Below are 21,764 nucleotides of genomic sequence, written 5' to 3' on the forward strand. Positions count from 1 at the left end.
CGGCATGGCCGCTGGCGACCTCTGCCCGTTGATGATGCGACCCGGGGGCACCGGATCTTCTGGATACTTTCGGGCGCCAAACGACGCTGAGGGCATCACAAAGGACTGTCGAGCCAACTGCGCGACGACGGACGTCAACCGAACCCCACTCATGCAGACTCCTATGATCGTTCGCCTTCTCACTTAACGAGAAGCTGGCCACGACCGCTACGGCACCCGACGGATATTTTGGGGCGCCAACGCCCCCGTGGCAGTGTGGCCCCCCAAGGAAAAGCACACGCCGGCCGTCTGGCTCTCCATCCCGCCAAGACGAACCCCTCCCGACAATCTGCATACCAACTTCGCCCTAATCGTCGCGTCGACCGGAGCAACTCCCTACAAGTAACCCGAGCGCCTCATCCGAGTTTTTCATTTCGCGCAACAACAGCCCTCAATTCTGGTCGATAGGACGAATCTCGGCGCAAGCGAGCGTGACGATTCCCGCGTCCCAGTCGATAGAATCAACATCAGACCAGCGCACCCAACCGGTGTGCCGGTGGACCCAACCGAGTACCTTCTGGATGATCCAGGGGCCGCGCTGCTTGTCGCGGTCGTAACCGAAGAGCGTCCCGGGTCGGTTGCGGCCGACGATCAACCGCTCCACACGAAGCTCGGGCAGGTGCCCGCGCCGGGGACCCTTCGCCATGCGGACGTCGGTCACCTGGTCGCCCTCCGACCCGTCGCTGAACCGGACCTTCATGCCGGCCAGCCTGGAGAACCGGTGTCGCGGCCCGCCGGGCTCGTCGTCGGTCTCCAGCTCGCCGACCTTGCCTTCCTCGGCGTCGGGATCGGGATCGCTGCCCGCTCCCGGCAGCGCGTCGATGATGCGGACACGCGCCCAGGTCTCGAAGCCGTCGAGCCGCACCCGGCTGCGATCCTCGTCGATCGCGATGACGGTGGCGATGCCCCTCACGTGTCGGTAGTCGATCCGGCGGGGGTCGTCGCCGTCGCGCCGGGCGAGACGGCTCCAGGCGTGGACGGTCAGGTTTCCCAGCGCGCCGCCCAGCCGCGGCCCCAGGGCGCCGGGGCCGACGAGGCAGCCGGAGACCACCAGGTCCGGTCCGTCCTCCTCCAGCTCGATGTCGTCGACCTTGGCCAGGAGGCCTCCGTCGGCCGTGACGACCTGACGGTCGAGCAGGTCAGTCTGCCCGTCGATCGTCCCCTCGATCAGGATCCCGGTCGGCGTCATGAGGTCCCCATCTTCGTCCAGACCATGAGCGGCAGGGCAGCCACGGACGCCCCGATCACGATCACCATGTAGAAGCTGCCGAGGGTGTTCGACAACCGACCGTTGCGGTGCTCACCCATGTACCCGCCGTCGTTGGCGACCATGAGGATCGGCAGGTAGGTCAAGGGCAGGGCCACCGCGGAGAAGACCACCGAGAACTCCGTGACCAGGACGGGATCGATCGTGGTCAGCAGGACCGCCCCTGCCAGCACCGTCGCGAGCAGGATGACGAGATGGAAGCGGGCGGCCTCGAAGGGGCGCACGTACTTGCCCCACTGCCAGCCGAAGTACTGCCCGATGCTGTAGCCGAGGGACAGCCCGGTCTCGCACGCTGCGCCGAACGTGGCCGCGAAGAAGCCCAGGATGGCCACGGCGAGACCGATCTTGCCTAGCGCCACGGCCACCGGAAGTCCGACCTGTCCCAGGGTGCTGACCTCGATCCCGGCCGGCATCAACGTCACGGTGGCCACCCCGGCGATGGCGAGGGAGAGCAGGCCGCCGAGGGGGAATCCCACGAACACGTTGGCCCGCATCGTCCGCAGTGACGACGCGTCCCACTTCTCCTCGACGCCTCCGGAGGAGAAGAAGAACACCTCGTACGGGGTCATGGCGGCGCCGAAGAGCGCGACCGCGAAGTAGGCGTAGGACGACCACTCCTCGCCCGCGGGCTTGTCGGCGGTGGCCGCGGAGTGCAGCAGCTCGGACCAGTCCGGTCCGAGCTGCCACAGCGCCACGGCATACACGATCAACGCGAGGCCGAGGAGCCCGAAGACGTTCTCCAGCAACGAGAACTTGGCCCTCCAGAGGACCACCCACACCGCGGCTGCGGTGACCGGGATCCAGAGCAGCTCGTTGACGCTGGTGGCCAGCTCGAGCGCGAGCGCGATGCCGCCGATCTCTGCCACGTAGGTCAAGAAGGTGACAGCCATCGAGCCGGCCAGGTTGAGCAGGCCGACGCGGGGCCCCAGCCGCTCGCGGATGATGTCGAACGTCGGCCGGCCGCTCACGGCGACGACCCGGCCCGACATCTCGGCGAAGACCATGATGCCGAGCACCCCCACGACCACGACCCAGGCCAGGGACATGCCGAACCGTGAGCCCACCTGCGCGTTCGTGACGAGGTCGCCGATGTCGACGAATCCGCCGATCGCGGTGAGCACGCCCAGGGCGACGGCGAAGATGCGCTTCACGAGACGCTCTCCTCGAGCGCGGTGAGCCGTTGGCCGACGTTCTTCAGCTGTTCGGCCAGGCCGGCGTAGTCGGCCTTCTCGTTGCGGTGGACCGCGATCCGGGCGTCGCTCAGCGCGGCCTCAGCGTCGTCGAGGACTGCCCCTGCGTCGTCGGCCAGCCCGTCCAGGCTCTGGGGCTGGTTGAGGTCGGAGAAGCCCTCGGCGGTCTTGGCCAACGACTTCTCGCTGTAGCGCAGCTGCGCCACCACGGTGGGTCGCGGGATCTTGTCGTCCTGGAGCAGGCTCACCATCGTCTCGACCGTGGCGACCTCACTGCCCGCCGCGGCGAGCGTCGTGGCTGCTGCGTCCTCAAAGGTGTCGGCGTCGGGGCTGGCGACCACGCAGCCCGACACCAGGACGAGGAGGCCCAGGACCGCGGCCAAGCGCCTCATCGGTTGTGCCTCGCGACGAGCCACACCAGCAGGGCGACCTCCACCGCCAGGCCGAGCCAGCCCAGTGAGAGAGCTATTGAAACAGTCACGCCGTCAGATATACCGCTCAGCGGGGGCAGCAGCACTTCGGCACAAGCGCCTGATAAAGCCCAGCGGTCCACGTTCCGCACCCCGCCCATCGAGCGAGAAGTTTTCGAGTCCAAACACTGGCGCGTCTCCCAGGATGTGGCGAAGGAGCATCCGCACCAGAAGCCCCTCTCGAGTCGCCAGTCCCCTGCCCGCCGACAAACCTCCACCGAGCCGGGACGAAACCGGTTTGGCGCCAGTTCACGGCACGGCCGCGACCTCGATCCGCTCGTCACCGATGAGCTCAGCCAACAACTACTCCGCGTCGCTACGATCGCGTGAAGGCCCCTCAACTCGGCGACCTGCTTTTCTCTGTGGGCCCCGCCACCAATCCTCGTCCCGGGACCTCAGCGCTCCCACGTTCTCGTTTGGCCACGGCCTGCTAGGGGCACACGCCATTCATGACACAGACCTTATTCGTGTTTTGCCGGCCCAACCCAAGCACGCCGCGTATCGACCACCGGCTCAGCGGTCGCACGAATGGCGAGAACGCGGCCACGTGAATATCCGGTCAGCAGGCGTCGAGGAGGAGTTGTTCGTAGTCGCCGCTGTCGGCCGACTTTCGGGTTTGAGCGAACGGGTTGTGCGAGCATCAGAGGAAGGCGGCCTTGAGCACGAGTTTTTCCTCCAGCAGGTTGAAACGACGACCCAGCCGCACCGCGACGGCGTGAGTTTACGCGCCGACATCGTTGAGCAGAGGCGGCCGGCTGTTGCGGCCGCAAAATCAGCTGGGTTGCGTCTGGCTGCTATGCCTACGGACGTGCAGGGAGGGACGCCGCCGCTCACGACACCCTAGGACGGATACCCCCTCATCGAAGAGTTCGGCGACATGGGCCGTCGAGGGCTCACCTGCGGGATGCACGTCCACGTGGAGGTCTCGGACAGCGAGCGCATTCCGATCATCGGCGCCTTGCGCCCCTGGACGCCCCTGCTTATCGCGGTCGCGGCCTCCTCTTCCTTCGTCGACGGACACGCCACCGGCTATGCCTCATGGCGCGGCGTCCTGTGGGACGGCTGGACCACGGCGGGACCAGTCGAGCCGTTCATCACCAGCAACGGGTATCGGCGGGCAATGGAAGCAATGATTGCGTCCGGTGCGGCCATCGACGAACACATGCTTTACCTAGACGCCCGAGTGGCAGAAAGGTTTCCGACAGTGGAAGTACGCGTCGCTGATGTATGCGCCGACGTTGACGACACCATGCTCGTCGCAGAACTTGCTCGAGCGATGGTCGACACGGTCCTTGAACTGCCCCAGAGGCCTTGGCGGATCGACCTGCTCCGTGCGGCCCGATGGCGGGCCAGTCGAGACGGTGTAAGTGGGATGCTCCTCGATCCGACGACCGGCTCGTTTGGCGAGGCATCGGCCGCATTTGAGTCGGCGGTGAACGCTTTGCGGCCGGCGCTCACCAGGTCTGGCGCGGCAGGCCCAGTTTCAGAACGCATCGAGCACCTACTCCTGCGCGGCACGGGGGCGGATCGTCAACGTGAGGTCGCAGACCGACTCGGCCTGACTGCGGTGGTCGACGACGTAGTTGAACGCACTCGTAGCGTCTAGAAGCAAGCTGTCCGCCGGTCACACCCAGCACAGTCCCGGAAACATAACTAGCGTCCTGTTCCGAGGCTAGGAAGACGAAGGCGGACGCCACCTCGGCGGGCTGGCCCGCTCGAGCAAGCGGCGTGTCTTCTCCGAAGTGCGCCACCTTTTCGGATTCCTGCGTTACCGGCTGCAACGGAGTCCAGATCGGGCGGGACCCACAGCGCTCACCCGGATTCCACGCGGCCCTAGGCCCGCAGCGAGGTTCACGGTGATGTCGTTGATTGCGGCTTTTGTGGCGGCATAATCGAGCAGCGTTTGCGACGTGTCGTAAGCCTGGATTGACGAGCAATTGATGACGGCACTACCTGGGGAAAGATGAGGCAACGCCGCCCGGGTCAACCAGAACAACACGAACAGGTTTTGGTCATGGTCTGTTCAAGATGCTCGTCTGACAGCTCAGCCAACCCCTCAGAACGTGCCCACTGGTATCCCGCATTATTGACGAGGAGATCGAGACCACCGAGCCCCTCGATCACCGTGGGAATGACATCGTCGCAAGCCGTACGCGATTGCAGGTCGACTGATGTGGGAACGACCCGCACGTTGGCGTCCTCAATAAGCCGAGCTGTCTCTTCGGCGTCTGCTGATTCTTCGGCCATGTGAGTGAATGCGACGTCAGCGCACTCCCGCGAGTAAGCAATCGCTACGGCGCGACCGATACCTAAGTCGCCGCCCGTGATGAGAGAGCCTCTTCCCCTCAGTCGACCACGGCCGATGTAGGAGGATTCGCCATCAGGGGCGGGTTCCATCGCTCCTGTCAGTCCGGCGGGTTCTGCTGCTGAGGGGGAATTGGTGTCGGGTCTCTCATGTGGGACCAGCTCCCGATAAGGCGCCCCCGAAATATTGGGCGACTCAGGGTGCCTCAGCTCGGCATGGCTTACCACGCCTTCTCTACGGGCGTGTCCTCGAACATTGATGGCCGTCGTGCTCAGATCCCGCGATTTGCTCCGCGTCCGCTCCCGTGACCCTCCTTAATTCGACCTATCTGATGAAGTTGATCGATGTCGTCAACGCTCCACATGAAGCCCTTCAACCAACGCCGGGAGGGCACTGTCAGGTCTGCATGCGCGAGCAGGTCTGAGACGAGCAGGCGTTGCGGGCAAGGACGTAGTGGTATATCCAAGAACTCTGACGCATGGGGGAAAATGATGGCCAATTTGTCGCACTTGCCCAAGGCAGTCTTCGAGTCCTACGAATGGCAAGAATCAGGAGCTTGCATTGATCGCTCCGTAGAAGAATTCTTCCTGCCCGAGGGTCTTCGGACCGTGGAAAAGTCCGACCACGAGGCCGCAGCCATACGAATTTGCGGCACTTGCCCCGTGGTGCGCGACTGCCTACAACACGCCCTTCGCGCCCGTGAACGATACGGCGTATGGGGCGGCTTAAGCGCCGACGAACGAGCGAAACACCTGGCGGACGATTCTGAAGCGGCCTAACCGCGTCGAGGAGCAATCTTCGGCGTCACCGCTCGCCGACGTGGTCTCGGCCGTCTTGCTCGGCTGACTCCCGGATCTCGCGGCCGTCGGCCACGTCCTCGCGATGCTTCTTCTCGGCCTTCTCGATGTTGCGGGTGTCGCGCGGCGGGAGCTGGATGGTCTCCTCCGCCGCGATGCCGGCCTGGAGCTGACGTCCACGCTCCAGCTCGGCGTCGAGCTCGGCGCCGAACAGCAGGGCGACGTTGGTGAGCCACAGCCACAGCAGGAACACGATGGCTCCCGCGAGCGAGCCGTACGTCTTGTCGTAGCTGGAGAACATCGCGACGTAGAGGCCGAAGGCGGCCGACGCGAGGACCCACACGGTGATCGCGAAGACCGCGCCCACGCTGATCCACCGGAACTTCGGCTGCTTCACGTTGGGCGTGGCGTAGTAGAGGACGGCCACGATCACGACGATGACGCCCAGGAGCACCGGCCACTTGGCGATGTCCCACACGAGGATCGCGGTGGACCCGAGGCCGATCTGGTCGCCCACGGCCTCCGCGACGGGGCCCGTCAGCACGAGGGACGCAGCGGCCGACGCCACCAGCACGAGGGCCACGAGCGTGACGACGAGCTGCACGGGCCGCAGCTTCCACACCGGCCGCCCCTCATCGATCTCGTAGACCCGGTTCATGGCGCGACCGAAGGCCCCGACGTACCCCGAGGCCGACCACAGCGCGCCCAGGAGACCCACGACGAGCGCGACGCCGGCGCCCTGGGCGGTGCTGAGCCGCTCGATCGTGGGCTGCAGGGTGTCGACGGCCGAGGACGGACCGACCTGGTCCACGATCGTCAGCAGGGACTCGACGGTCTTGGGGCCCTGCCCGAACACGCCGAGCAGTGAGACCAGGGCCACGATGGCCGGGAACAGGGCCAGCACCGCGTAGTAGGTGAGGGCCGCGGCCAGGTCGGTGCACTGGTCCTTCGAGAACTCGCGGACCGTCTTCTTGAGGACGTAGATCCACGACCGCTTGTGCAGGTCGGACGGGGAGTCCGGCTTGCGGTCGTCGTCCGGGGACGGGGCGTGGCGCCCGCGCTCGGTCGTGGAGGTGGACATCAGAGCTTCTTCCAGGCGATCACGATGGCGGCAGCCGTGGTGGCGACGACGGCGATCTCCTGCCAGTGCGACGTGGCCTTGGACTTGACGTCGAGCTTGGCGCCGAGAGCGTCGATCGTCTCGGTGAGCTGCTCACGCATCTGCTCGATGTCGGACTCGATGTCGCTGATGCTCGGGCCGCTCATGACCGGTCTCCCTTCACCGCGGCGATGTCCTGCTGCACGTTCTCGATGGTGCGCTCGGGACCGCCGACCTGCGAGACCTGCTTCTTGCCCACGAGCGCGGCGATCCCCGCGAGAGCGAAGAGGACGACAGCGACGATGAGCGCGGCCAGCCACGTCTCGACCACGAGGGCCAGAGCGGCCACGGCCGCTCCCACCAACGTGATGACGCCGAGCAGGGCGAAGAAGCCGGCGCTGCCGAAGAGCCCGACCCCCACGCCGGCGTGCTTGACGCTGGCCTGGAGCTCTGCCTTGGCGAGGGCCACCTCGTCCTGGACGAGCCGGCTGGACTGCTCGCTGAGCCGTCCCACGAGCTCGCCGAGGCTGGCCTCGTCGGCCGGGGTCGCGGGCTGGGCGGAGGGAGCCTCAGCCATGCTTGGGCTCCTCCGGGACGTCCGAGGCCGCGGCCACGAGGTCGATGCCCTCGAGGTCGTCGTCCGCAGTGTGCTTGCCCTCGCTGGACGAGCCTGTGACCTTGTCCCTGGCCTGGTCGGCGGCGTCCTTGGCCTGGCCGGCGGCCTTCTGGGCCGCAGCGGAGGCCTTCTCCTTCACGACGGGTGCCTTCTCGGCGGCGTACTCCTGGGCGTCGGTAGCCGCCTGCTGGACCTTGGGGTTGCTCCAGACCTTGTCGGCCTGGGTCTTGATCTGCTCGTAGCGACCACGACCGGCGCGGGTCCCGAGCACGTAGCCGCCGACTCCGGCGGCCAGGACGATGACCTTCTTGAACATCTGTTTCCCCCTGGTATGGATGACGAGGGTGAGCACGCTAAAGATGCGCCCTTGCTCTCGCTCGATACCTATGACGCTACGAGATTCCCCGTCAAGCGCACTCCGAAGACCTTCAGGTACGCCGGGATTTGGCAGATGCATGAGACGCTGCGAAAATTTGTGTCTCCGACTGGAGACCTCTGCCTGCGTGGCTACCTCAAGGCGCTTCTCTCCGACGAACTGATGAAGCCGCCTTCAGAACGTTCTCGAGAAAGACGGTCTAGGCTAGGTCAGACCCGACAATCTGGGCTTGGACGGTCCCGTCCCAGGCGGCCTGCCCTTTCGCCCATGTTGCCGTTGCAAGGGGCGGGATAGCGTCGGTCGCACGTTCGTTAGCCATCAGCCAAACCCGTAGATTGCTCGGCGAAATCGTGTGCGAACTGCTCAAACGAGCACTACTTTCGCTTGATCTTTCGCAACTAAAACTATGATCGACGGCCGTCCCCGGGTTAGTCCGATCTTGAACAGGCTCATCTCGACTGTAAGACTTCGAGCACGGCAAGAACTTCATGCGGCCCCGCGCCAGCACGAATGAACTGAAACGCGCGCCAACGGTTGAGTGCCCCGCCCCCTCAAGGCGGAAGCGCGGTTTCAACGCCCAACCGCCGATCCCACCGGCGTGCGGGCCAGGCCGACGCCGTGCGGGCCGAGCGAAGGGTTGGCCCGCAACCAGGCCATCAGAAGTATGGCACTGGGGAGACTAAGCCCCCGTGATGCTTCGGGCACATCGAACTCGCGACAGAGCCGCGTTCCAGCGTTTCGCTAAGGCTCGGTACGACATCATTCGCTCTTACTAAGGCCGATGTACATCCACGGCGGCAAGCGAGGACATACCCGCCGGCGGGGATCAGGAAACCCGGGACGAGATGAACGCTCAAGCCTCGGGACCCTCGCTGCCGGCAGACACGTCTCGGCCACCGATGATCTCCTCCGCGATGATCTTCAGCTTCCTATTCTCCGCCTGCGAGATACGCACGAGCAGCTCGAAGGCCTGCTCGTCGGCTAGGTGGTATCTCTCCATCATCAGGCCGATCGCGATGCCGACTCGCCCCCGCGCCTCAAGGCCGCTCTTCAGTTGCGCGACCTGCCGTTCAAGCTCTTCGTTCCGGTCCAACGCTCGTTCTTCCGTAACCCGACATCAAGTCGCTGCGACTGGCTGCACAGCGACGGCACACGCCAATGCTAGTAGTGGCTCCGCCCGCAAGAAGCGGCCGACAGTCCCGTCTCAACACGCCAGCGAGCTCGGCGGGGCGACCCAGGTCAGCATGATCTCGGACCGAACGTGCCCCGCTAACCGGTCTTACTCGCGGATGCAACGGCGAACCCGTGGGCAGGCGCCACCGAAGCCGCTGCGCCGGCGCCGGCGCCGACGACCCCACTCAGCAGGCGAAGCCGATCCATCAACGGCTCGCAGCGTGTCCGCGTCGATCCCTCGCAAAGCCGCGATGACGAAGGAGGCCGTCGCGCCGCACGAAGCCTGGGCGTCGACGAACGACCGCTGCACGGCCCCGTCCACCCCTCGCAGCGAGGTGGCGACGATCAACGCCGCCAGGAGCGCGACAGATCGCCCACCGGCCAGTGCCGCTCCGTCGGCCGGCCGAGGCTCTCGAAGCCATCGGTCGATCAGGCTCGACACCCGCTTCTCGATGCTGTCCACGACCTGCCCACGAGCATGAGTCGCTCGGCCGACGACCACGGCCCGAAGAGCAGCGGGTAGCCGTGAGAGCGTGACTGCGCGTAGGCAAAGAGCGCCTCGACGCCGCCGACCACCTGCTCCTCGAAGCTGCGTCCGGACGACCGCTCGTACGCAGCGAAGAGAAACCCGGTGATGAGGTCCCTCTCGCGATCAAGAGCCGCCCCCAGCAGAGCCTCCTTGTCCGCGAAGTGCGCGTACACCGTTGGCTTGGTCGTGCCGGCTCGCGCCGCGATCGCGGCCATACCTCAGCTGCGTGGCGTGAGCGGATCGACCATGCCGCTACGCCGTAGCCGATCCATTCATCCGCTCACGATCTGCCAGGGAGCCCGCTACCGGCTGAGCCTCGACGGCCTCAGATTGGCCGCAGGTCGGAGATGAGCCACTGGCCCTGCACCGGCCTCAAGGTCACGCGCAGCTGAAGCTGCTCGGCCGCCGGCTTGCGAGACCCGACCGTCGTAGTCGACCGGACCAGGGCGAGGACGGTCACCGACGACCCGCGCGTTCTCTCCACCCCGGCCGACGTCACGACGCTGCGTGTCGTCACCTTCTCCCGACCGGCAGAGCTCGCGACGATCGAGTCGAGGAGCCTCGAGTACTTTTTCTGGAAGGACCCAGTGGCGTTGCTCCTGGCCACCGACAGGTCGGCCTGCAGGTCGGAGTGACTGAACGTCAGCATCGCGCCGACGCGCGCCTCAGCACTCGTCAGAGCTGTCTGCTCGTCCTCCGACAGAGCGTCAGCCGACGGATCCTGAACCACGAGGAAGGCGACGTTCGCCAGCACGAGCCACGCGACGAGAGCGGCCCAGGTGCGTGACCTAAGTCGTCGTCCGAGGGCTCGACTCATGGCAGCAACCGCATTCGCGAGACACGCCAGTCGTCCCCGGACTGGACCAGCTGGACCTGGACGTGGACCGGGCGATGGCCCTCCGTGGCCACCACAACTCTTGCCTTCTCCCCCGACATCGACACGAGACCAGCTGCCGCGACCACGCCTTGTCCAACAGACAGCTCTGCGGCGACCCGCTCGAGATCCTGGGCGGACTGACGCAGGCCAGGGGCGCCGCCTCTCAGCACATCCGCCGTTCCAGCCCCACGGCCGAGTGAGTCGACAGCCCGCGTCGCCGCATCAGTCGCAGCGCCGCGTTCGCTCGACGACGGCGTCGCAGGGCCGTCCGATACCAAGGCCTGCCACCCGAGGAGCAAAGTCAGTGCGAGAGCCACCACCCCGAGGGCGCGTCCCATCCATGGAGATGAGTCTCGCGGCTCGAGCGCAGGCTCCTCCACCGGAGGTGGGGCAGCGACCCTGCGGACCTCGATGCGCCGGACGACCGGGCCGCTCGGATTCTCCATCGTCGTTGACCGTGCCATGACCACCCCCTCAGACCGCGACCGGTGTGCGCTCGAGCGAGGCCACGCGACGGGGCCGGCGGCGCGGCGCTGGCTGGATTCCGAACCTCTCCCACGCTGCTGCGGTGGCCGGGCCCACGCCGATGGCGAGCGCCTGCGTCAGGTGCTCGGCCGTGTCCACGTCGCGACGGACCTCGATCGGCACGCCGAGCGCCGCCCAGCTGCCCAGCACGGAGTGGGTCAGGGTCGAGTTTCCCCCGTAGGCGGGCTGCAAGACCGCCGCGTTGAGGGCTGAGATCAGGGTCGTGCTGCGCGAGACGGCATCCGGCACGTGAGCGGTCGCCCTCGTGGCGAGGACGCCGAGCGTGCTGGACAGCGCGCTGGGCGTGAGGCATGGCAGGTCCGACGGCACCACGACGACAGGAGCGTCCCGCCGGTGGAGCACGGCCCACCTGCGGCCGGCGTCGACGGCGGCGTTGAGCGGGTCGCCGGACATGAGCCCGGGTCCGGCTAGCACCGGCACGGCCATCCGTCGGCACGAGGCCACGACGTCGGGCTGCGCCGAGACGACGACCAGCGCACCGACGTGCTCGCACGCTCTGATGGCAGCGATCGTGTCGAGCGCGAACGCCGTGCGCATAGCGTTGGCCCGCGCCAAGGGAAGGCCCAGCCGCGACTCGTGCAGTCGCCACGTGGCGACCGGGACGACCACGGTCCATCCGGTTGATGTCATGACTGTGCCTCCTTGATGACCCGGGCGAAGTCGCCCTTGTTCTTGATGTCGCGCATGCGCCCGTTCACGAAGACCGTGGGCGTCCCGGTGACGCCCCGGGCGAAGCCGGCCTTGCGTGCTTCGTCGATCCACGGCACATAGGTCTCGCCGGTGATGCAGGCCGATGCCGTCGGGACGCCGACCGACTCGGCGCTCCGAGCAAGGCTCGCGTTGCTCGGTCCGTCCCGGCCCTCGTCCGGCTGCGCCGCGAACAGCGCGTCCCGCATGCCTGCGTAAGCCTCGGGGCCCGCCGCGTCGAGCACGCACAGGGCTGCGTTGGTGGCGCGGTGGGAGTACCGGTTCGGGCTGTGGCCGACCTCGTCGAGGATCGAGAAGGGGTGATCGACCACGATCACCTTGCCGAGGGATGCCTGGGCGTCGAGGAACGTCCGCGCCGACCTCTCCAGCGCTCGACAGCCCGGACACTGAAAGTCTTCGTAGATCTCGATTCGCACCGCCGAGCTCGAGTTTCCGGCCGGCCCACTGGTGGGAGCGGGAAGCACCCCGAAGGAGTCGCTCGTGCCGTCGGGGCGCGGGTACTTGTCGGGGTCCGCTGTACCGCCGAGGCGTGCCGACACGGTAATTACCAGGACGGCGACGATCGGGATGACGAAGACCACCCAGAAGGTGATGCGGCTGCGCCGGCGACGAACCTCGAGCTCCCGCTCCTCCTCGAGGTCCCGCGTCGCTTCACGATCCACGTCCTGCATCGGTCAGTCCTCGTCGTTCTTCGCGTCGACGATCCCGGCGGTGATGAGCGCCATCACGGATGAGTCGGCCAGGGTGGTGGCGTCGCCGACCTCGCGGTTCTCGGCGACGTCGCGCAGGAGGCGGCGCATGATCTTGCCCGAGCGGGTCTTGGGGAGCTCGGGCACGACCATCACCTGGCGGGGCTTGGCGATGGGGCCGATCTCCTTGGCCACGTGGGCGCGCAGGTCGGCGGAGACGTCCTCGACGTCCTTGGCCGACTCGCGCAGGATCACGAACGCCACGACGGCCTGGCCGGTGGTGTCGTCGGCAGCGCCGACGACGGCTGCCTCGGCCACCGACGGGTGCGACACGAGGGCCGACTCGATCTCGGTGGTGGAGAGGCGGTGGCCCGAGACGTTCATGACGTCGTCGACCCGGCCGAGCAGCCAGATGGCGCCGTCGTCGTCCTTCTTGGCGCCGTCGCCCGCGAAGTAGTAATCAGGCCACCTCGACCAGTAGGTCTCCTTGTAGCGCTCGTCGTCGCCCCAGATGGTGCGGAGCATCGAGGGCCAGGGCTCGGTGATGACGAGGTAGCCGCCCTCGCCGTTGCCCACGGGCTCACCGGCATCGTCCACCACCTCCACCGAGATGCCGGGGAAGGCCGTCATCGCCGAGCCCGGCTTCCCGGAGGTGACGCCCGGCAGCGGGGTGATCATGTGGGCGCCGGTCTCGGTCTGCCACCACGTGTCGACGATGGGCGTCTTGCCGCCGCCGATGTTCTCGCGGTACCAGACGTAGGCCTCGGGGTTGATCGACTCACCAACGGAGCCCAGGACCCGCAGGCTGCTCAGGTCGTGCTCGGCGGGGATCTGCTCGCCCCACTTCATGCACGTGCGGATCGCAGTGGGCGCGGTGTAGAAGAGCGTGACGCCGTACTCGGCGATGATCTCCCACCAGCGGCCCTTGTGCGGGGTGTCGGGGGTGCCCTCGTAGAGCACCTGGGTGGCGCCCTCGGCCAGCGGCCCGTAGACGATATAGGAGTGGCCGGTCACCCAGCCGACGTCGGCGGTGCACCAGTAGACGTCGGAGTCGGGCTTGTGGTCGAACGTGGCCCAGAACGTGTACGCGGCCTGGACGAGGTAGCCACCTGTGGTGTGGAGGATGCCCTTCGGGGCCCCGGTCGTGCCCGACGTGTACATCACGTAGAGCGGGTGCTCGGAGTCGAAGAGCTGAGGCACGTGCGTCGTCGACGCCGAGGTCACGACGTCGTGCCACCACACGTCCCGTCCCCCCGTCCAGGCGACGTCCTCGCCGGTCCGACGGACGACCAGCACACTGACAACTCCGGGGCACGCCTGGAGCGCCTCGTCGACGGCCGGCTTGAGAGCTGATGCCTTACCCCGGCGGTACCCGCCGTCGGCCGTGATGACGACCTTGGCGTCGCAGTCGAGGATGCGGCTGGAGAGCGCGTCAGCGCTGAAGCCACCAAAGACCACCGTGTGCGGGGCACCGAGGCGGGCGCACGCGAGCATCGCGATGACAGCCTCAGGGATCATCGGCAGGTAGATGGCCACCCGGTCGCCGGCCTTCACACCCAGGTCGATGAGGGCGTTGGCGGCCTGGGAGACCTCGTCCTTGAGCTGGCTGTACGTGATGGCACGGGTGTCGCCGGGCTCGCCCACGAAGTGCAGCGCGACCTTGTCGCCCAGCCCGTTCTCGACGTGCCGGTCGACGCAGTTGTAGGCAGCGTTGAGTCGTCCCCCGACGAACCACTTGGCGAAGGGAGCCTTGGACCAGTCGAGGACGCGTGTGAACGGAGTGCCCCAGTCCAGGCGCTCGGCCTGCCGTCCCCAGAACGCCTCCGGGTCCGCGTCGGCCTCGGCGTAGACCTCGGCCGAGACGTTGGCACGGGCAGCCAGGTCGCCTGGTGGGTCGAACGTCCGGTCCTCGTGGGCGAGGTTGCTGAGGGCCAGGTCATTCACGGTCGTCACCTTCTGGTCGGAGCGAGTCGGCGGCCGACCCGGACGTCGACAGCTGCGGGGCGTCGGGAAGGGCTTCTGGATCGTCGGGGCGGTAGGAGTCCGCATACTCGACGTCAGCCCCGGCCACCTGCTTCTCGAGCCAGGACCTCCAGATCGCCACGGCTCGCTCTGCGCGCAGAGCAGCCCGGAGCTCGGTCTTGACCTCGGCGAGGGTCGGGTTCTCGGGAGGCTCGATGACGTCGACGACGCCGACGTTCCAGCCGTGCGTGGTCTTGACCGGGCCGAAGGGCTGTCCACGACGCGCGGCGAATGCGGCCCTGCCGAACTCCTCGTCGAGCTCTGCCTCTGCCACCAGGCCGAGATCGCCGCCCTTGTCCTTGGTCGCCCCGTCGAGGCTGAGCGAGGCGGCAGCATCAGCGAACTTCTCCCGCCCGACGACTGCAAGGACGTGCTGAGCCTCCTTGGCGGTCTGCACGACGATGTTCCGGACGCGTCGGCGCTCGGGGACAGCGAGGTCGGCGCGGCGCTCCGTGAAGGCTGCTGCGACGTCCGCATCAGTCACGGTCACGTCCTTCGTCAGCTCGTCGAAGAGACGGCTGACGACCATCTGCTGTCGCAGCTCTTCTCGGACCTGCTTCTCGGACGCGCCGCGCTCACCGAGCGCTCGGACGAATCCCTCGCGGCCGTCCTGGGCGTACTGCTGATCGATGAACTTCTTCTCCTCGGCGTCGACGTCGCGGTCGGAGACCGTGATCGAGCGCGAGGCGGCCCGGCGATCGATGACCATCGAGACGGCGACGGCCTTGGCCGTCTCGCGGCGGTAGGCGTCGCGTGCCTTGGATCCCGCCGGCTCCTCGATGCCGTAGAGCGCCTCGAGGACTCCGACTCGGTCGTCGACGGTCTCGGTGCTCACGTCGTCTCCAGCCACACGGAAGGCGACCCCCTCCGGAAGGCCCGACGTGCGGAGGATGACAAGCACCACGGCGAGGACCGCGACGGCGACGAGGCCGACGGCCACCGCGACGACGCGCGGGCTGGGTGCGACACGACTGGTCATGCGTCCACCAGCTCCTTCTCGGTCTCGACCCGGGTGAACTCGAGCGCGTGCTCCTCGGGGCGACGCGGCACCATCCAGGTGACGCAGGAGGCTGCGACCACGGCGAGGCCGACGGATGCCATGAGGACGAGGCCGAACTGCCGCACGAGGTCGAGGGACGACAGCAGCAGGGCTGCGTAGCCCAGTGCTGAGAGCGTGGCAGCGAGCAGGACCGACCGGTGCAGGGCCGGGTCACCCTGCCGACGTGCCGCAGCCATGAGCACGGCGAACTCTCCGCTCGCCGCTGCCATGAGGGATCCGAGGGCGAAGGTGATCGGTGTCAGGTCGATGCCGGTCAGCCAGACGGCGAACATCCCCACGCCGCTCGCCAGCAGAGCGGCCACCACACCCCGCAGGGCGTCCAGCCGACGACGCAGGACGAGCAGGAGCGCGAGGCCCGCCGCGACGATGCCCACGAGGTTGGCGAGGTACCGATCGGCCGACACGACGTCGTATCCGTGCACGGCCGCTACCGGGATGCCCGATACCCGGACGTCGTAGCCCGCCGGCGGATCGTCGAGAGTCTGCCGGACGTCCGCGACGATCGCGCGCTGCTCGTCGATCCGGCGCAGCTCGGCACCGAAGGAGAGCACCAACCGGTCTCGCCCAGGGGTGACCACGGCGCCGGTGAGGTAGGCCGGGAGGAGCTCCATCGCAGCATCGACCTGCGCAGCGGTGGGTGAGCGGCCGAGGAACCCGAGCACGTCGACCGGAGAGGCGACAGGTCGGAGACGGTCGCCGTGGTCGGTGACGATCTCGTCCTGGACCCCCCGGAGCCAGGTCAGCACCTCTGGCCTGAGCACGTCGTCGCCGTCGACGACGACGTCGAGCTGGCCGGAGAAGCCCAGCACGTCCTCCACGTGCTGCGCGGAGGCCAGTCCCGAGAGACCGCCGAGCAGCTGTTCAGGATCGGTCTGGATAGGCAGCTTGGGAAGCAGCGCCCACCCCGCGACGGCGAGCGCGAGCACGACCGGGGTGGCACCACGTACCAGCACAGAGGCTCGCGGCAAGGCCGGGTTGGGCGTGTCAGCCCGGTGGTCGAAGAGTTCGTCGTCGGTGCTCCCCAAGAGCTTCTCGACGGCGGTGGAGCAGACGAGGACCAGGAGGATCCCGACGGCCACCGCGAGCCCGAGGTCGCGCACGAAGGGCAGGGGCGAGAGCGCGAGCGACCCGAAGGATGCCGCCGCGGCCAGCGCGACACCGAGGATGAGTCGACGGTGGGCCCTCTGGGCCAGGTAGATGGGGTAGTAGGTGCCGAGACCGAGCAGCACGGGCAGGAAGGCGACCACTCCGAGGGACAGCGAGCGGCCGGACCAACCGAGCACCGCCAAAGTCCCCAGGACCGCAGCGGCCATGGGAAGCAACGGCCGGAGCCGGCGTCGACGGCTTCGAACCCAGGGCGTCAGCCACAGGCAAGCGGCCACGGCCAGGAGCGCGACGGCACCGAGCAGCGGCGTCTCCAGCCCCACCGTCCGCGTCAGGTCGCGGGTCAAGGACGGGACACCGGCCAGCGTGATCTTCTTCTGGCCCAGGTCGGAGGCGTCCATCGTGCGCCGCACCTCCCGCACCACACGGTCGGTCTCCCCCTGGTGGAGCCCGGCCCGCGGTCGGACCAGGAGCGCGACGGCTTTCTCCGAGGGGACGAGATGCTGCCACTGGGGACGCACCCGACCGTCCGCGTCATAGATGACCGACGTGACGAAAGAGGGATTCTTGAGCGTCGGCAGACCCGCCGGCAGCCCCCGGACGACCAGCGAGCCGTATCGCTTCTCGAACGCCTCGTAGGCCGCCTTGTCACCCTTCTCCTTCAGACCGTCGCGGAACCCTGAGATCGAGGCGAGCAGGTTCTGCACCTGGATCGCCGTCTGGTTGAGGGTCGTGGCGGGTCCGTAGACGGCGGCCACATGGTCGAGCGCGGCCAGACGCCCCTCGGCCCTCAAGAGCTTGGCGAGGTTGGCGCTCTCTTCGAGTGGCTTGTCCTCGTCGTACTCGACGAGGACGACGAGCGGGTCGCCGCCGAACGAGTCGGCGACGTCACGCATCTCGGCGGCGACGGCGTCGTCGGCCGGGAGGAACGACTCGTACTGGGAGCCCACGTGCAGTCGAGACATCCCGAGCAGGACGAACGCCACCAGCAGCGCTGCGCCCAGGCCGAGCAGCAGCACCACCTTCGGCGAACGCCCGCTCATCACCGCTCGTCCCTCATGACCCTCGGGTATGCACCGGAGAACGGCGAGCCCGGGTTGAGGGCCCCACCCGGCAGCGGGTAAGCGTTGGACCGGTTGAGGAAGCCGACGTGCGTGCTGATGGGCAGGCTTTTCACCGCAGCCTCGCTGAGGACGGGCATGATCCGCAGGTAGTGCCCGTTGGCGTCCTGGTGCTGCATCATGGCGCCCCAGTTGGTGAAGAAGGCCGTGAGGTCAGGGGCGTAGGGGCTCAGATAGGTCAGCATCGGGTTGAGGTCGGCCAGCGCGGTGCGGGTGGTCGGGATGATCTCCTGACCATCCTTGGCCACGGCCGGGACCTTCTTCAGCGTCTTGGGCAGTCGGTCGAGCGTCCCGTCGAGCGCGGGGAGCAGTCCTCGCAGATCGGCCGTCACGGCCGGCAGCTCGACGAGCGAGTCGTTCAGCTTCGGCGCTGCAGTCCTGAGGTCGGCTGCGACGGGGGTCAGGGACTCGGAGAGCTCGCCGAGGCTGCCGGTCGCTTCCTTCGCGCTGTCCAGCACTCCGGGAAGCTCACGCATCGTCGCCTGGAGGTCCTCACGACTCGCGGCCGTCGCCTTCGTGAGTCGATCGGCGTCCTTCACGAGGGTGACGATCTGTCCCTGTCGCGTGTCAAGGGCGTCGACGAGCGAGGTCGTCTGCCGCACCATGCTCTTGAGCTCCTTGGACTGGTCCGCTAGCGCGTCCATGACGTCGTGCCCCTCCACACCGAGGTCACCGAGTCCTCCGGCCACCTGGTCGACCGAGGCCTTGCGGCCGTCCGTGCTCTCACCCAGCGACCGGATGGCGCTGCCGAGCGAGGCCCGGGTGGGCTTGTCGAGGCTCGTGAGGACGTCGTGCAGCTGGACGGGCGGCTGGACCGCCTTCGCGTCCAAGCGGGTTCCGTTCGCGAGGTCGGCGCCGGACCCGTCCTCGATCTCGACGTACGTCTCCTCCACGAGCGACTTCGACCGGAGTCGGATCTTCACTCCGTCGTGGAGGGGCGTGACGGTGTCGGCGTCGATCTGGAGCAGCACCTGGGCCGCGCCGTCCTCGACCTCCATGCCGCGCACCTTGCCGATCCTCACGCCGGCCATGCGGACGTCGGAGTCGTAGACCATGTTGTCGACGTCCTCCATCGGGACGCTGACCCGATAGCCGTCGTTCGTGACCACCGGGATGGTGCCGCCCATGTTGATCCAGAGGTAGCCGAACACGAGCACACAGGCGCCGATGAACGTCGCGAGGATCCCGCCGCGAAGCTTCGGCTGGATGGCGTGGGGGATCTTCATCGGGTGCCTCCGAGCGCGATGGGCAGGGACGTGAGGTTGAGCTGCGCCTGACCGCGGAGGATGCCGCCGTTGGCGTCCTTCAGGCTCACGACCGAGTTGGTGTTGTAGATGAACGCTCGGAGGTCCGTGAGGTAGGAGACGAGCTTCTTGGTCGAGGCGTCCAGGTCGCGGGTCAGCACCTGAGCGTCGTCGACCGTGCTCCGCACGTGTCCGACGATCGGACGCAGGTCGGCAGCGATCGGCCGCGCCTTCGCGACGACGGGACGAGCGGTCTTGGCCGTCTTGCCCAGCTCGTCGGAGAAGGAGGTCAGTCGCTCGAGCGCCGGCGGCAGGTCCTCGGAGGCGGATCGCACGCTCTTCAGCGTCGGGTTCAGCTCCTTGCTGAGGTCCGTCACGCTCCCGGTCGCGCCGCGGAGCTCGTCGACCACGCCCGGCAGCTCGCCCAGCGACGACTGCAGCTCTCCGTCGCGCGCGGCCACGGTGTCGAGCGTCGTGCGCAGGGCCGTGCTCAAGCGCGCAAGCCGCTCGTCGTTGCCTCCGACGGCCGTCGAGATCTGGGAGAGCGACGTGACCAGCTGGGAGATCTTCTCCCGACGGGTCTTGAGCGCCTCGAAGACCGGGTCGAACTTCTTGATGGTCTCGTCGGTGGCCTCGAGGCCGCCGGACAGCTTCTGCGGTGCGCTGGCGAGGGCGACGTCGGACTCGTCGAGCAGGCTCGAGAGGGCGTCGCGCGTCTGCTCGTCGAGGTTCTGCAGGACCGCGTCGACCTGGACCGGGTGGTCGGTCTGCGCCACCGCGATGACGCCGTCCTCCTTCAGCGGCTTGGCGCCCGGCGTGCCCGCGCTCATCTCGACGTACATGTCGTTCAGCGGCGTCTTGGGGCGGAGGATCAGTCGCGCGTTGCGGTAGATCGTGTGACCCTCCTCGATCGAGAGGGTCAGCCGAGCGTGACCGGAGTCGGTGACGTCGGCCGCCTTGATGGACCCGACGGTGACACCGGCGATGCGGACCTCCTGCCCGTTGTTGGGGCTGATGCCGGGCGTCTCGACGAAGTCGGCCTTGAACTCGAACCGGTGCTGCCACGGCCAGTCGACCCGCTGGTTGGCGAGGATGAACCCGGCCGCTCCGAACCCGACGACGACGAGAAGGACGAGGACGGCGACATCGCGACCGAGCCCGGGGATCGTCCGGGTGCGGTCCCAGGCTCGACTGATGCGAGGACCAAAGGAGCTCATCGTCCACTTCCGTTCGGGTAAAGAATGCCGCCGATGACCTTCTCGAGACTTATCGGCAGGCCTGAGAGGCTGCCGACGCCGATGCCGGGCTGGAACCCGAGGGTGGCGCCGTTGCTGTCGGTCTCCTTGGCGGAGTCGTTCAGGCCGGCAAACATGTAGGCGAGCTCCTTGTAGAAGGGCGTGGAGTTTCCGCTGGTCTCGTACGGTCCGCCCTTCTCGCCCTTCCAGGGCGAGAGAACGGTGTCCATGACAGGTCCGTTCAGACGGTCGAGCGGCGAGCCCTCGACGTCCCCGAGGACGTCAGTGGCGGTCGTCGCGGTGGGGACGAGCTGGCGCACCACGGGCTCGAGGTCGGCGAGCGTCGCGGGGAGGTCCTGGAGCAGTGGGGCCGCCTCGCGCAGCGCGGGCTCAAGGTGCTCGAAGAGCGGGTCGAGCTGCTTCACGGCAGGGCGCGCATCGTCCGCCGTGCTGCGCACCTCACCCAGGGTGGAGGACAGCGCGTCGAGTCCGGTTCGAGTGGTGCGGAGCGTCGTCGGGAGGTCCCCGACGGCCCGGGCGACGTCGTCGCCCTGGCGACCCAGCACGCCACTGACCTGCGAGAGGCTGCGCAGGGAGGCGTCCAGCTCGCCGCGCTTGGCGGTCATCACCGACGCGGCGGTCTCGAGGTCGGACACGAGCCTCGTGAGGTCCTGGTCCGGGTTGTTGCCGCGCAGGGCGGCCACCACTGGTGTCCCGTCCTGGAGGACGTCAGGCGCGTCGCGCAGGAGCTGCTTGACCTCGCGCTGGCCGTCGGCGTCGAGCGTCCTGGCCAGGTCGCGCGTCGTGTTCTGGATGCTGCTGCGCACGGTCGGCGTGAGCGCGTCCGCCACGCGGTCCAGCTCCACCGGGAGCGTGGTGTTCTTGGCCGCGATCGTGTGGTCGAGCGGGCGCCGCTCTCCGCGGGGCACGAGGTCGACGTAGTAGTTGCCGCCGAGCAGCGTCGCCGGGCGGATGGCCGCGGTGGGCGAGGAACGCAGGATCTCTCGCGTCCCCCCGTCGACCTTCATCTTCACCAGGGCGTGGCCGTCGTCGGTGGACGAGACCTTGGTGACGACGCCCACCGAGACTCCTGCGATCTTCACCTTCGTGACGTAGTCACGCAGGCGGTAGTCCCCGGTGAACTTCGCGGTGACCACCTCCCCGGGTCGTGCCACGGTGGAGATCTTCTGCTTCTGGAACAGCGCGACTCCGAGCAGCAGCACCGTGGCCAGCATGATGAGGCCGATGTGGCGCGGCGGGACCGCGCGGATCCGGCGTACGACGTGGTTCACCATGA

Annotated in this window: 20 protein-coding genes and 2 pseudogenes; 2 read left to right on the plus strand and 20 right to left on the minus strand. The window is 67.7% G+C overall.

Annotated features, from left to right (window positions below):
- Positions 1-430: 430 nt before the first annotated feature.
- The 3 genes from ASD11_RS14255 to ASD11_RS14265 are packed head-to-tail and all read right to left on the minus strand — an operon-like array spanning position 431 to position 2,888.
- Entirely contained in the window at positions 431-1,228 is a 798-nt protein-coding gene (locus tag ASD11_RS14255; protein WP_056289023.1) for a hypothetical protein, read from the minus strand.
- Positions 1,225-2,457, minus strand: coding sequence for an NRAMP family divalent metal transporter (locus ASD11_RS14260; RefSeq protein WP_056289026.1), 1,233 nt, complete (start codon positions 2,455-2,457; stop codon positions 1,225-1,227). Before ASD11_RS14260 ends, ASD11_RS14255 begins: the two co-directional genes overlap by 4 nt.
- Positions 2,454-2,888 carry a hypothetical protein gene (locus ASD11_RS14265; RefSeq protein WP_156464792.1) on the minus strand — a complete coding sequence of 145 codons (435 nt, stop codon included), beginning with the start codon at positions 2,886-2,888 and terminating at the stop codon, positions 2,454-2,456. Before ASD11_RS14265 ends, ASD11_RS14260 begins: the two co-directional genes overlap by 4 nt.
- A gap of 364 nt (positions 2,889-3,252) precedes the next feature.
- Here ASD11_RS14265 and ASD11_RS18725 point away from each other — a divergent pair.
- Positions 3,253-4,317: pseudogene (locus ASD11_RS18725) on the plus strand (carboxylate-amine ligase); the annotation flags it as partial.
- Between the two features lie 103 nt (positions 4,318-4,420).
- Here ASD11_RS18725 and ASD11_RS18835 read toward each other — a convergent pair.
- A complete protein-coding gene (locus ASD11_RS18835) occupies positions 4,421-4,717 on the minus strand; it encodes an SDR family oxidoreductase (protein WP_268750717.1) in 297 nt (98 codons plus the stop codon).
- A gap of 103 nt (positions 4,718-4,820) precedes the next feature.
- Positions 4,821-5,363: pseudogene (locus ASD11_RS18845) on the minus strand (SDR family NAD(P)-dependent oxidoreductase); the annotation flags it as partial.
- A gap of 399 nt (positions 5,364-5,762) precedes the next feature.
- On the opposite strand from ASD11_RS18845, the gene ASD11_RS17860 reads away from it, so the two are divergent.
- The gene (locus tag ASD11_RS17860; protein ID WP_082554536.1) at positions 5,763-6,050 is read left to right on the plus strand and encodes a WhiB family transcriptional regulator; all 288 of its coding nucleotides are present in this window, start codon (positions 5,763-5,765) and stop codon (positions 6,048-6,050) included.
- 25 nt (positions 6,051-6,075) lie between these two features.
- On the opposite strand, the gene ASD11_RS14275 is transcribed toward ASD11_RS17860, so the two are convergent.
- The 15 genes from ASD11_RS14275 to ASD11_RS14350 form a co-directional block, all read right to left on the minus strand.
- Positions 6,076-7,149 carry a YihY/virulence factor BrkB family protein gene (locus ASD11_RS14275; protein ID WP_056289033.1) on the minus strand — a complete coding sequence of 358 codons (1,074 nt, stop codon included), beginning with the start codon at positions 7,147-7,149 and terminating at the stop codon, positions 6,076-6,078.
- Positions 7,149-7,334, minus strand: a complete 186-nt coding sequence (locus ASD11_RS14280; RefSeq protein ID WP_056289036.1) for a DUF3618 domain-containing protein — start codon at positions 7,332-7,334, stop codon at positions 7,149-7,151. The genes ASD11_RS14275 and ASD11_RS14280 overlap by 1 nt, the downstream gene beginning before the upstream one ends.
- Positions 7,331-7,744 (minus strand): phage holin family protein, encoded by a 414-nt coding sequence (locus ASD11_RS14285; RefSeq protein WP_056289038.1) that lies wholly within the window; start codon positions 7,742-7,744, stop codon positions 7,331-7,333. The genes ASD11_RS14280 and ASD11_RS14285 overlap by 4 nt, the downstream gene beginning before the upstream one ends.
- The gene (locus ASD11_RS18550; RefSeq protein ID WP_056289041.1) at positions 7,737-8,099 is read right to left on the minus strand and encodes a hypothetical protein; all 363 of its coding nucleotides are present in this window, start codon (positions 8,097-8,099) and stop codon (positions 7,737-7,739) included. Before ASD11_RS18550 ends, ASD11_RS14285 begins: the two co-directional genes overlap by 8 nt.
- Positions 8,100-9,012: 913 nt before the next feature.
- The gene (locus ASD11_RS14295) at positions 9,013-9,252 is read right to left on the minus strand and encodes an ANTAR domain-containing protein (protein WP_056289042.1); all 240 of its coding nucleotides are present in this window, start codon (positions 9,250-9,252) and stop codon (positions 9,013-9,015) included.
- Between the two features lie 509 nt (positions 9,253-9,761).
- The gene (locus ASD11_RS14300; RefSeq protein WP_056289043.1) at positions 9,762-10,076 is read right to left on the minus strand and encodes a TetR/AcrR family transcriptional regulator; all 315 of its coding nucleotides are present in this window, start codon (positions 10,074-10,076) and stop codon (positions 9,762-9,764) included.
- A gap of 110 nt (positions 10,077-10,186) precedes the next feature.
- The gene (locus ASD11_RS14305; RefSeq protein WP_156464794.1) at positions 10,187-10,678 is read right to left on the minus strand and encodes a hypothetical protein; all 492 of its coding nucleotides are present in this window, start codon (positions 10,676-10,678) and stop codon (positions 10,187-10,189) included.
- Between the two features lie 534 nt (positions 10,679-11,212).
- A complete protein-coding gene (locus ASD11_RS14315) occupies positions 11,213-11,914 on the minus strand; it encodes a 2-phospho-L-lactate guanylyltransferase (protein WP_156464795.1) in 702 nt (233 codons plus the stop codon).
- On the minus strand, positions 11,911-12,663 hold the full coding sequence (locus tag ASD11_RS14320; RefSeq protein WP_056289054.1) for a DsbA family protein: 753 nt from the start codon (positions 12,661-12,663) through the stop codon (positions 11,911-11,913). Before ASD11_RS14320 ends, ASD11_RS14315 begins: the two co-directional genes overlap by 4 nt.
- 3 nt (positions 12,664-12,666) lie before the next feature.
- A complete protein-coding gene (acs, locus tag ASD11_RS14325; protein WP_056290378.1) occupies positions 12,667-14,625 on the minus strand; it encodes an acetate--CoA ligase in 1,959 nt (652 codons plus the stop codon).
- Positions 14,618-15,682, minus strand: a complete 1,065-nt coding sequence (locus ASD11_RS14330) for a peptidyl-prolyl cis-trans isomerase (RefSeq protein WP_056289059.1) — start codon at positions 15,680-15,682, stop codon at positions 14,618-14,620. The genes acs and ASD11_RS14330 overlap by 8 nt, the downstream gene beginning before the upstream one ends.
- Positions 15,679-17,910: an MMPL family transporter gene (locus ASD11_RS14335; RefSeq protein ID WP_056289060.1), complete on the minus strand. Its 2,232-nt coding sequence runs from the start codon at positions 17,908-17,910 to the stop codon at positions 15,679-15,681. The genes ASD11_RS14330 and ASD11_RS14335 overlap by 4 nt, the downstream gene beginning before the upstream one ends.
- A complete protein-coding gene (locus ASD11_RS14340) occupies positions 17,910-19,214 on the minus strand; it encodes an MlaD family protein (protein ID WP_056289063.1) in 1,305 nt (434 codons plus the stop codon). The genes ASD11_RS14335 and ASD11_RS14340 overlap by 1 nt, the downstream gene beginning before the upstream one ends.
- Positions 19,211-20,449, minus strand: a complete 1,239-nt coding sequence (locus ASD11_RS14345; RefSeq protein WP_056289066.1) for an MlaD family protein — start codon at positions 20,447-20,449, stop codon at positions 19,211-19,213. Before ASD11_RS14345 ends, ASD11_RS14340 begins: the two co-directional genes overlap by 4 nt.
- Positions 20,446-21,762: an MlaD family protein gene (locus tag ASD11_RS14350; RefSeq protein WP_056289069.1), complete on the minus strand. Its 1,317-nt coding sequence runs from the start codon at positions 21,760-21,762 to the stop codon at positions 20,446-20,448. Before ASD11_RS14350 ends, ASD11_RS14345 begins: the two co-directional genes overlap by 4 nt.
- Positions 21,763-21,764: the final 2 nt, after the last annotated feature.

Source organism: Aeromicrobium sp. Root495 (assembly GCF_001426755.1).
Lineage (GTDB): Bacteria > Actinomycetota > Actinomycetes > Propionibacteriales > Nocardioidaceae > Aeromicrobium.

Excerpts from the sequence above, each read along its gene's own strand:
- ASD11_RS14345 (WP_056289066.1), bottom strand. The coding sequence starts at position 20,449 with ATGAGCTCCTTTGGTCCTCGCATCAGTCGAGCCTGGGACCGCACCCGG.
- ASD11_RS14350 (WP_056289069.1), bottom strand. The coding sequence starts at position 21,762 with ATGGTGAACCACGTCGTACGCCGGATCCGCGCGGTCCCGCCGCGCCAC.
- ASD11_RS14265 (WP_156464792.1), bottom strand. The coding sequence starts at position 2,888 with ATGAGGCGCTTGGCCGCGGTCCTGGGCCTCCTCGTCCTGGTGTCGGGC.
- ASD11_RS14335 (WP_056289060.1), bottom strand. The coding sequence starts at position 17,910 with ATGAGCGGGCGTTCGCCGAAGGTGGTGCTGCTGCTCGGCCTGGGCGCA.
- ASD11_RS14315 (WP_156464795.1), bottom strand. The coding sequence starts at position 11,914 with ATGACATCAACCGGATGGACCGTGGTCGTCCCGGTCGCCACGTGGCGA.
- ASD11_RS14275 (WP_056289033.1), bottom strand. The coding sequence starts at position 7,149 with ATGTCCACCTCCACGACCGAGCGCGGGCGCCACGCCCCGTCCCCGGAC.
- ASD11_RS14320 (WP_056289054.1), bottom strand. The coding sequence starts at position 12,663 with ATGCAGGACGTGGATCGTGAAGCGACGCGGGACCTCGAGGAGGAGCGG.
- ASD11_RS14340 (WP_056289063.1), bottom strand. The coding sequence starts at position 19,214 with ATGAAGATCCCCCACGCCATCCAGCCGAAGCTTCGCGGCGGGATCCTC.
- ASD11_RS14280 (WP_056289036.1), bottom strand. The coding sequence starts at position 7,334 with ATGAGCGGCCCGAGCATCAGCGACATCGAGTCCGACATCGAGCAGATG.
- ASD11_RS14255 (WP_056289023.1), bottom strand. The coding sequence starts at position 1,228 with ATGACGCCGACCGGGATCCTGATCGAGGGGACGATCGACGGGCAGACT.
- ASD11_RS17860 (WP_082554536.1), top strand. The coding sequence starts at position 5,763 with ATGGCCAATTTGTCGCACTTGCCCAAGGCAGTCTTCGAGTCCTACGAA.
- ASD11_RS18550 (WP_056289041.1), bottom strand. The coding sequence starts at position 8,099 with ATGTTCAAGAAGGTCATCGTCCTGGCCGCCGGAGTCGGCGGCTACGTG.
- ASD11_RS14285 (WP_056289038.1), bottom strand. The coding sequence starts at position 7,744 with ATGGCTGAGGCTCCCTCCGCCCAGCCCGCGACCCCGGCCGACGAGGCC.
- ASD11_RS14300 (WP_056289043.1), bottom strand. The coding sequence starts at position 10,076 with ATGGCCGCGATCGCGGCGCGAGCCGGCACGACCAAGCCAACGGTGTAC.
- ASD11_RS14305 (WP_156464794.1), bottom strand. The coding sequence starts at position 10,678 with ATGAGTCGAGCCCTCGGACGACGACTTAGGTCACGCACCTGGGCCGCT.
- ASD11_RS14330 (WP_056289059.1), bottom strand. The coding sequence starts at position 15,682 with ATGACCAGTCGTGTCGCACCCAGCCCGCGCGTCGTCGCGGTGGCCGTC.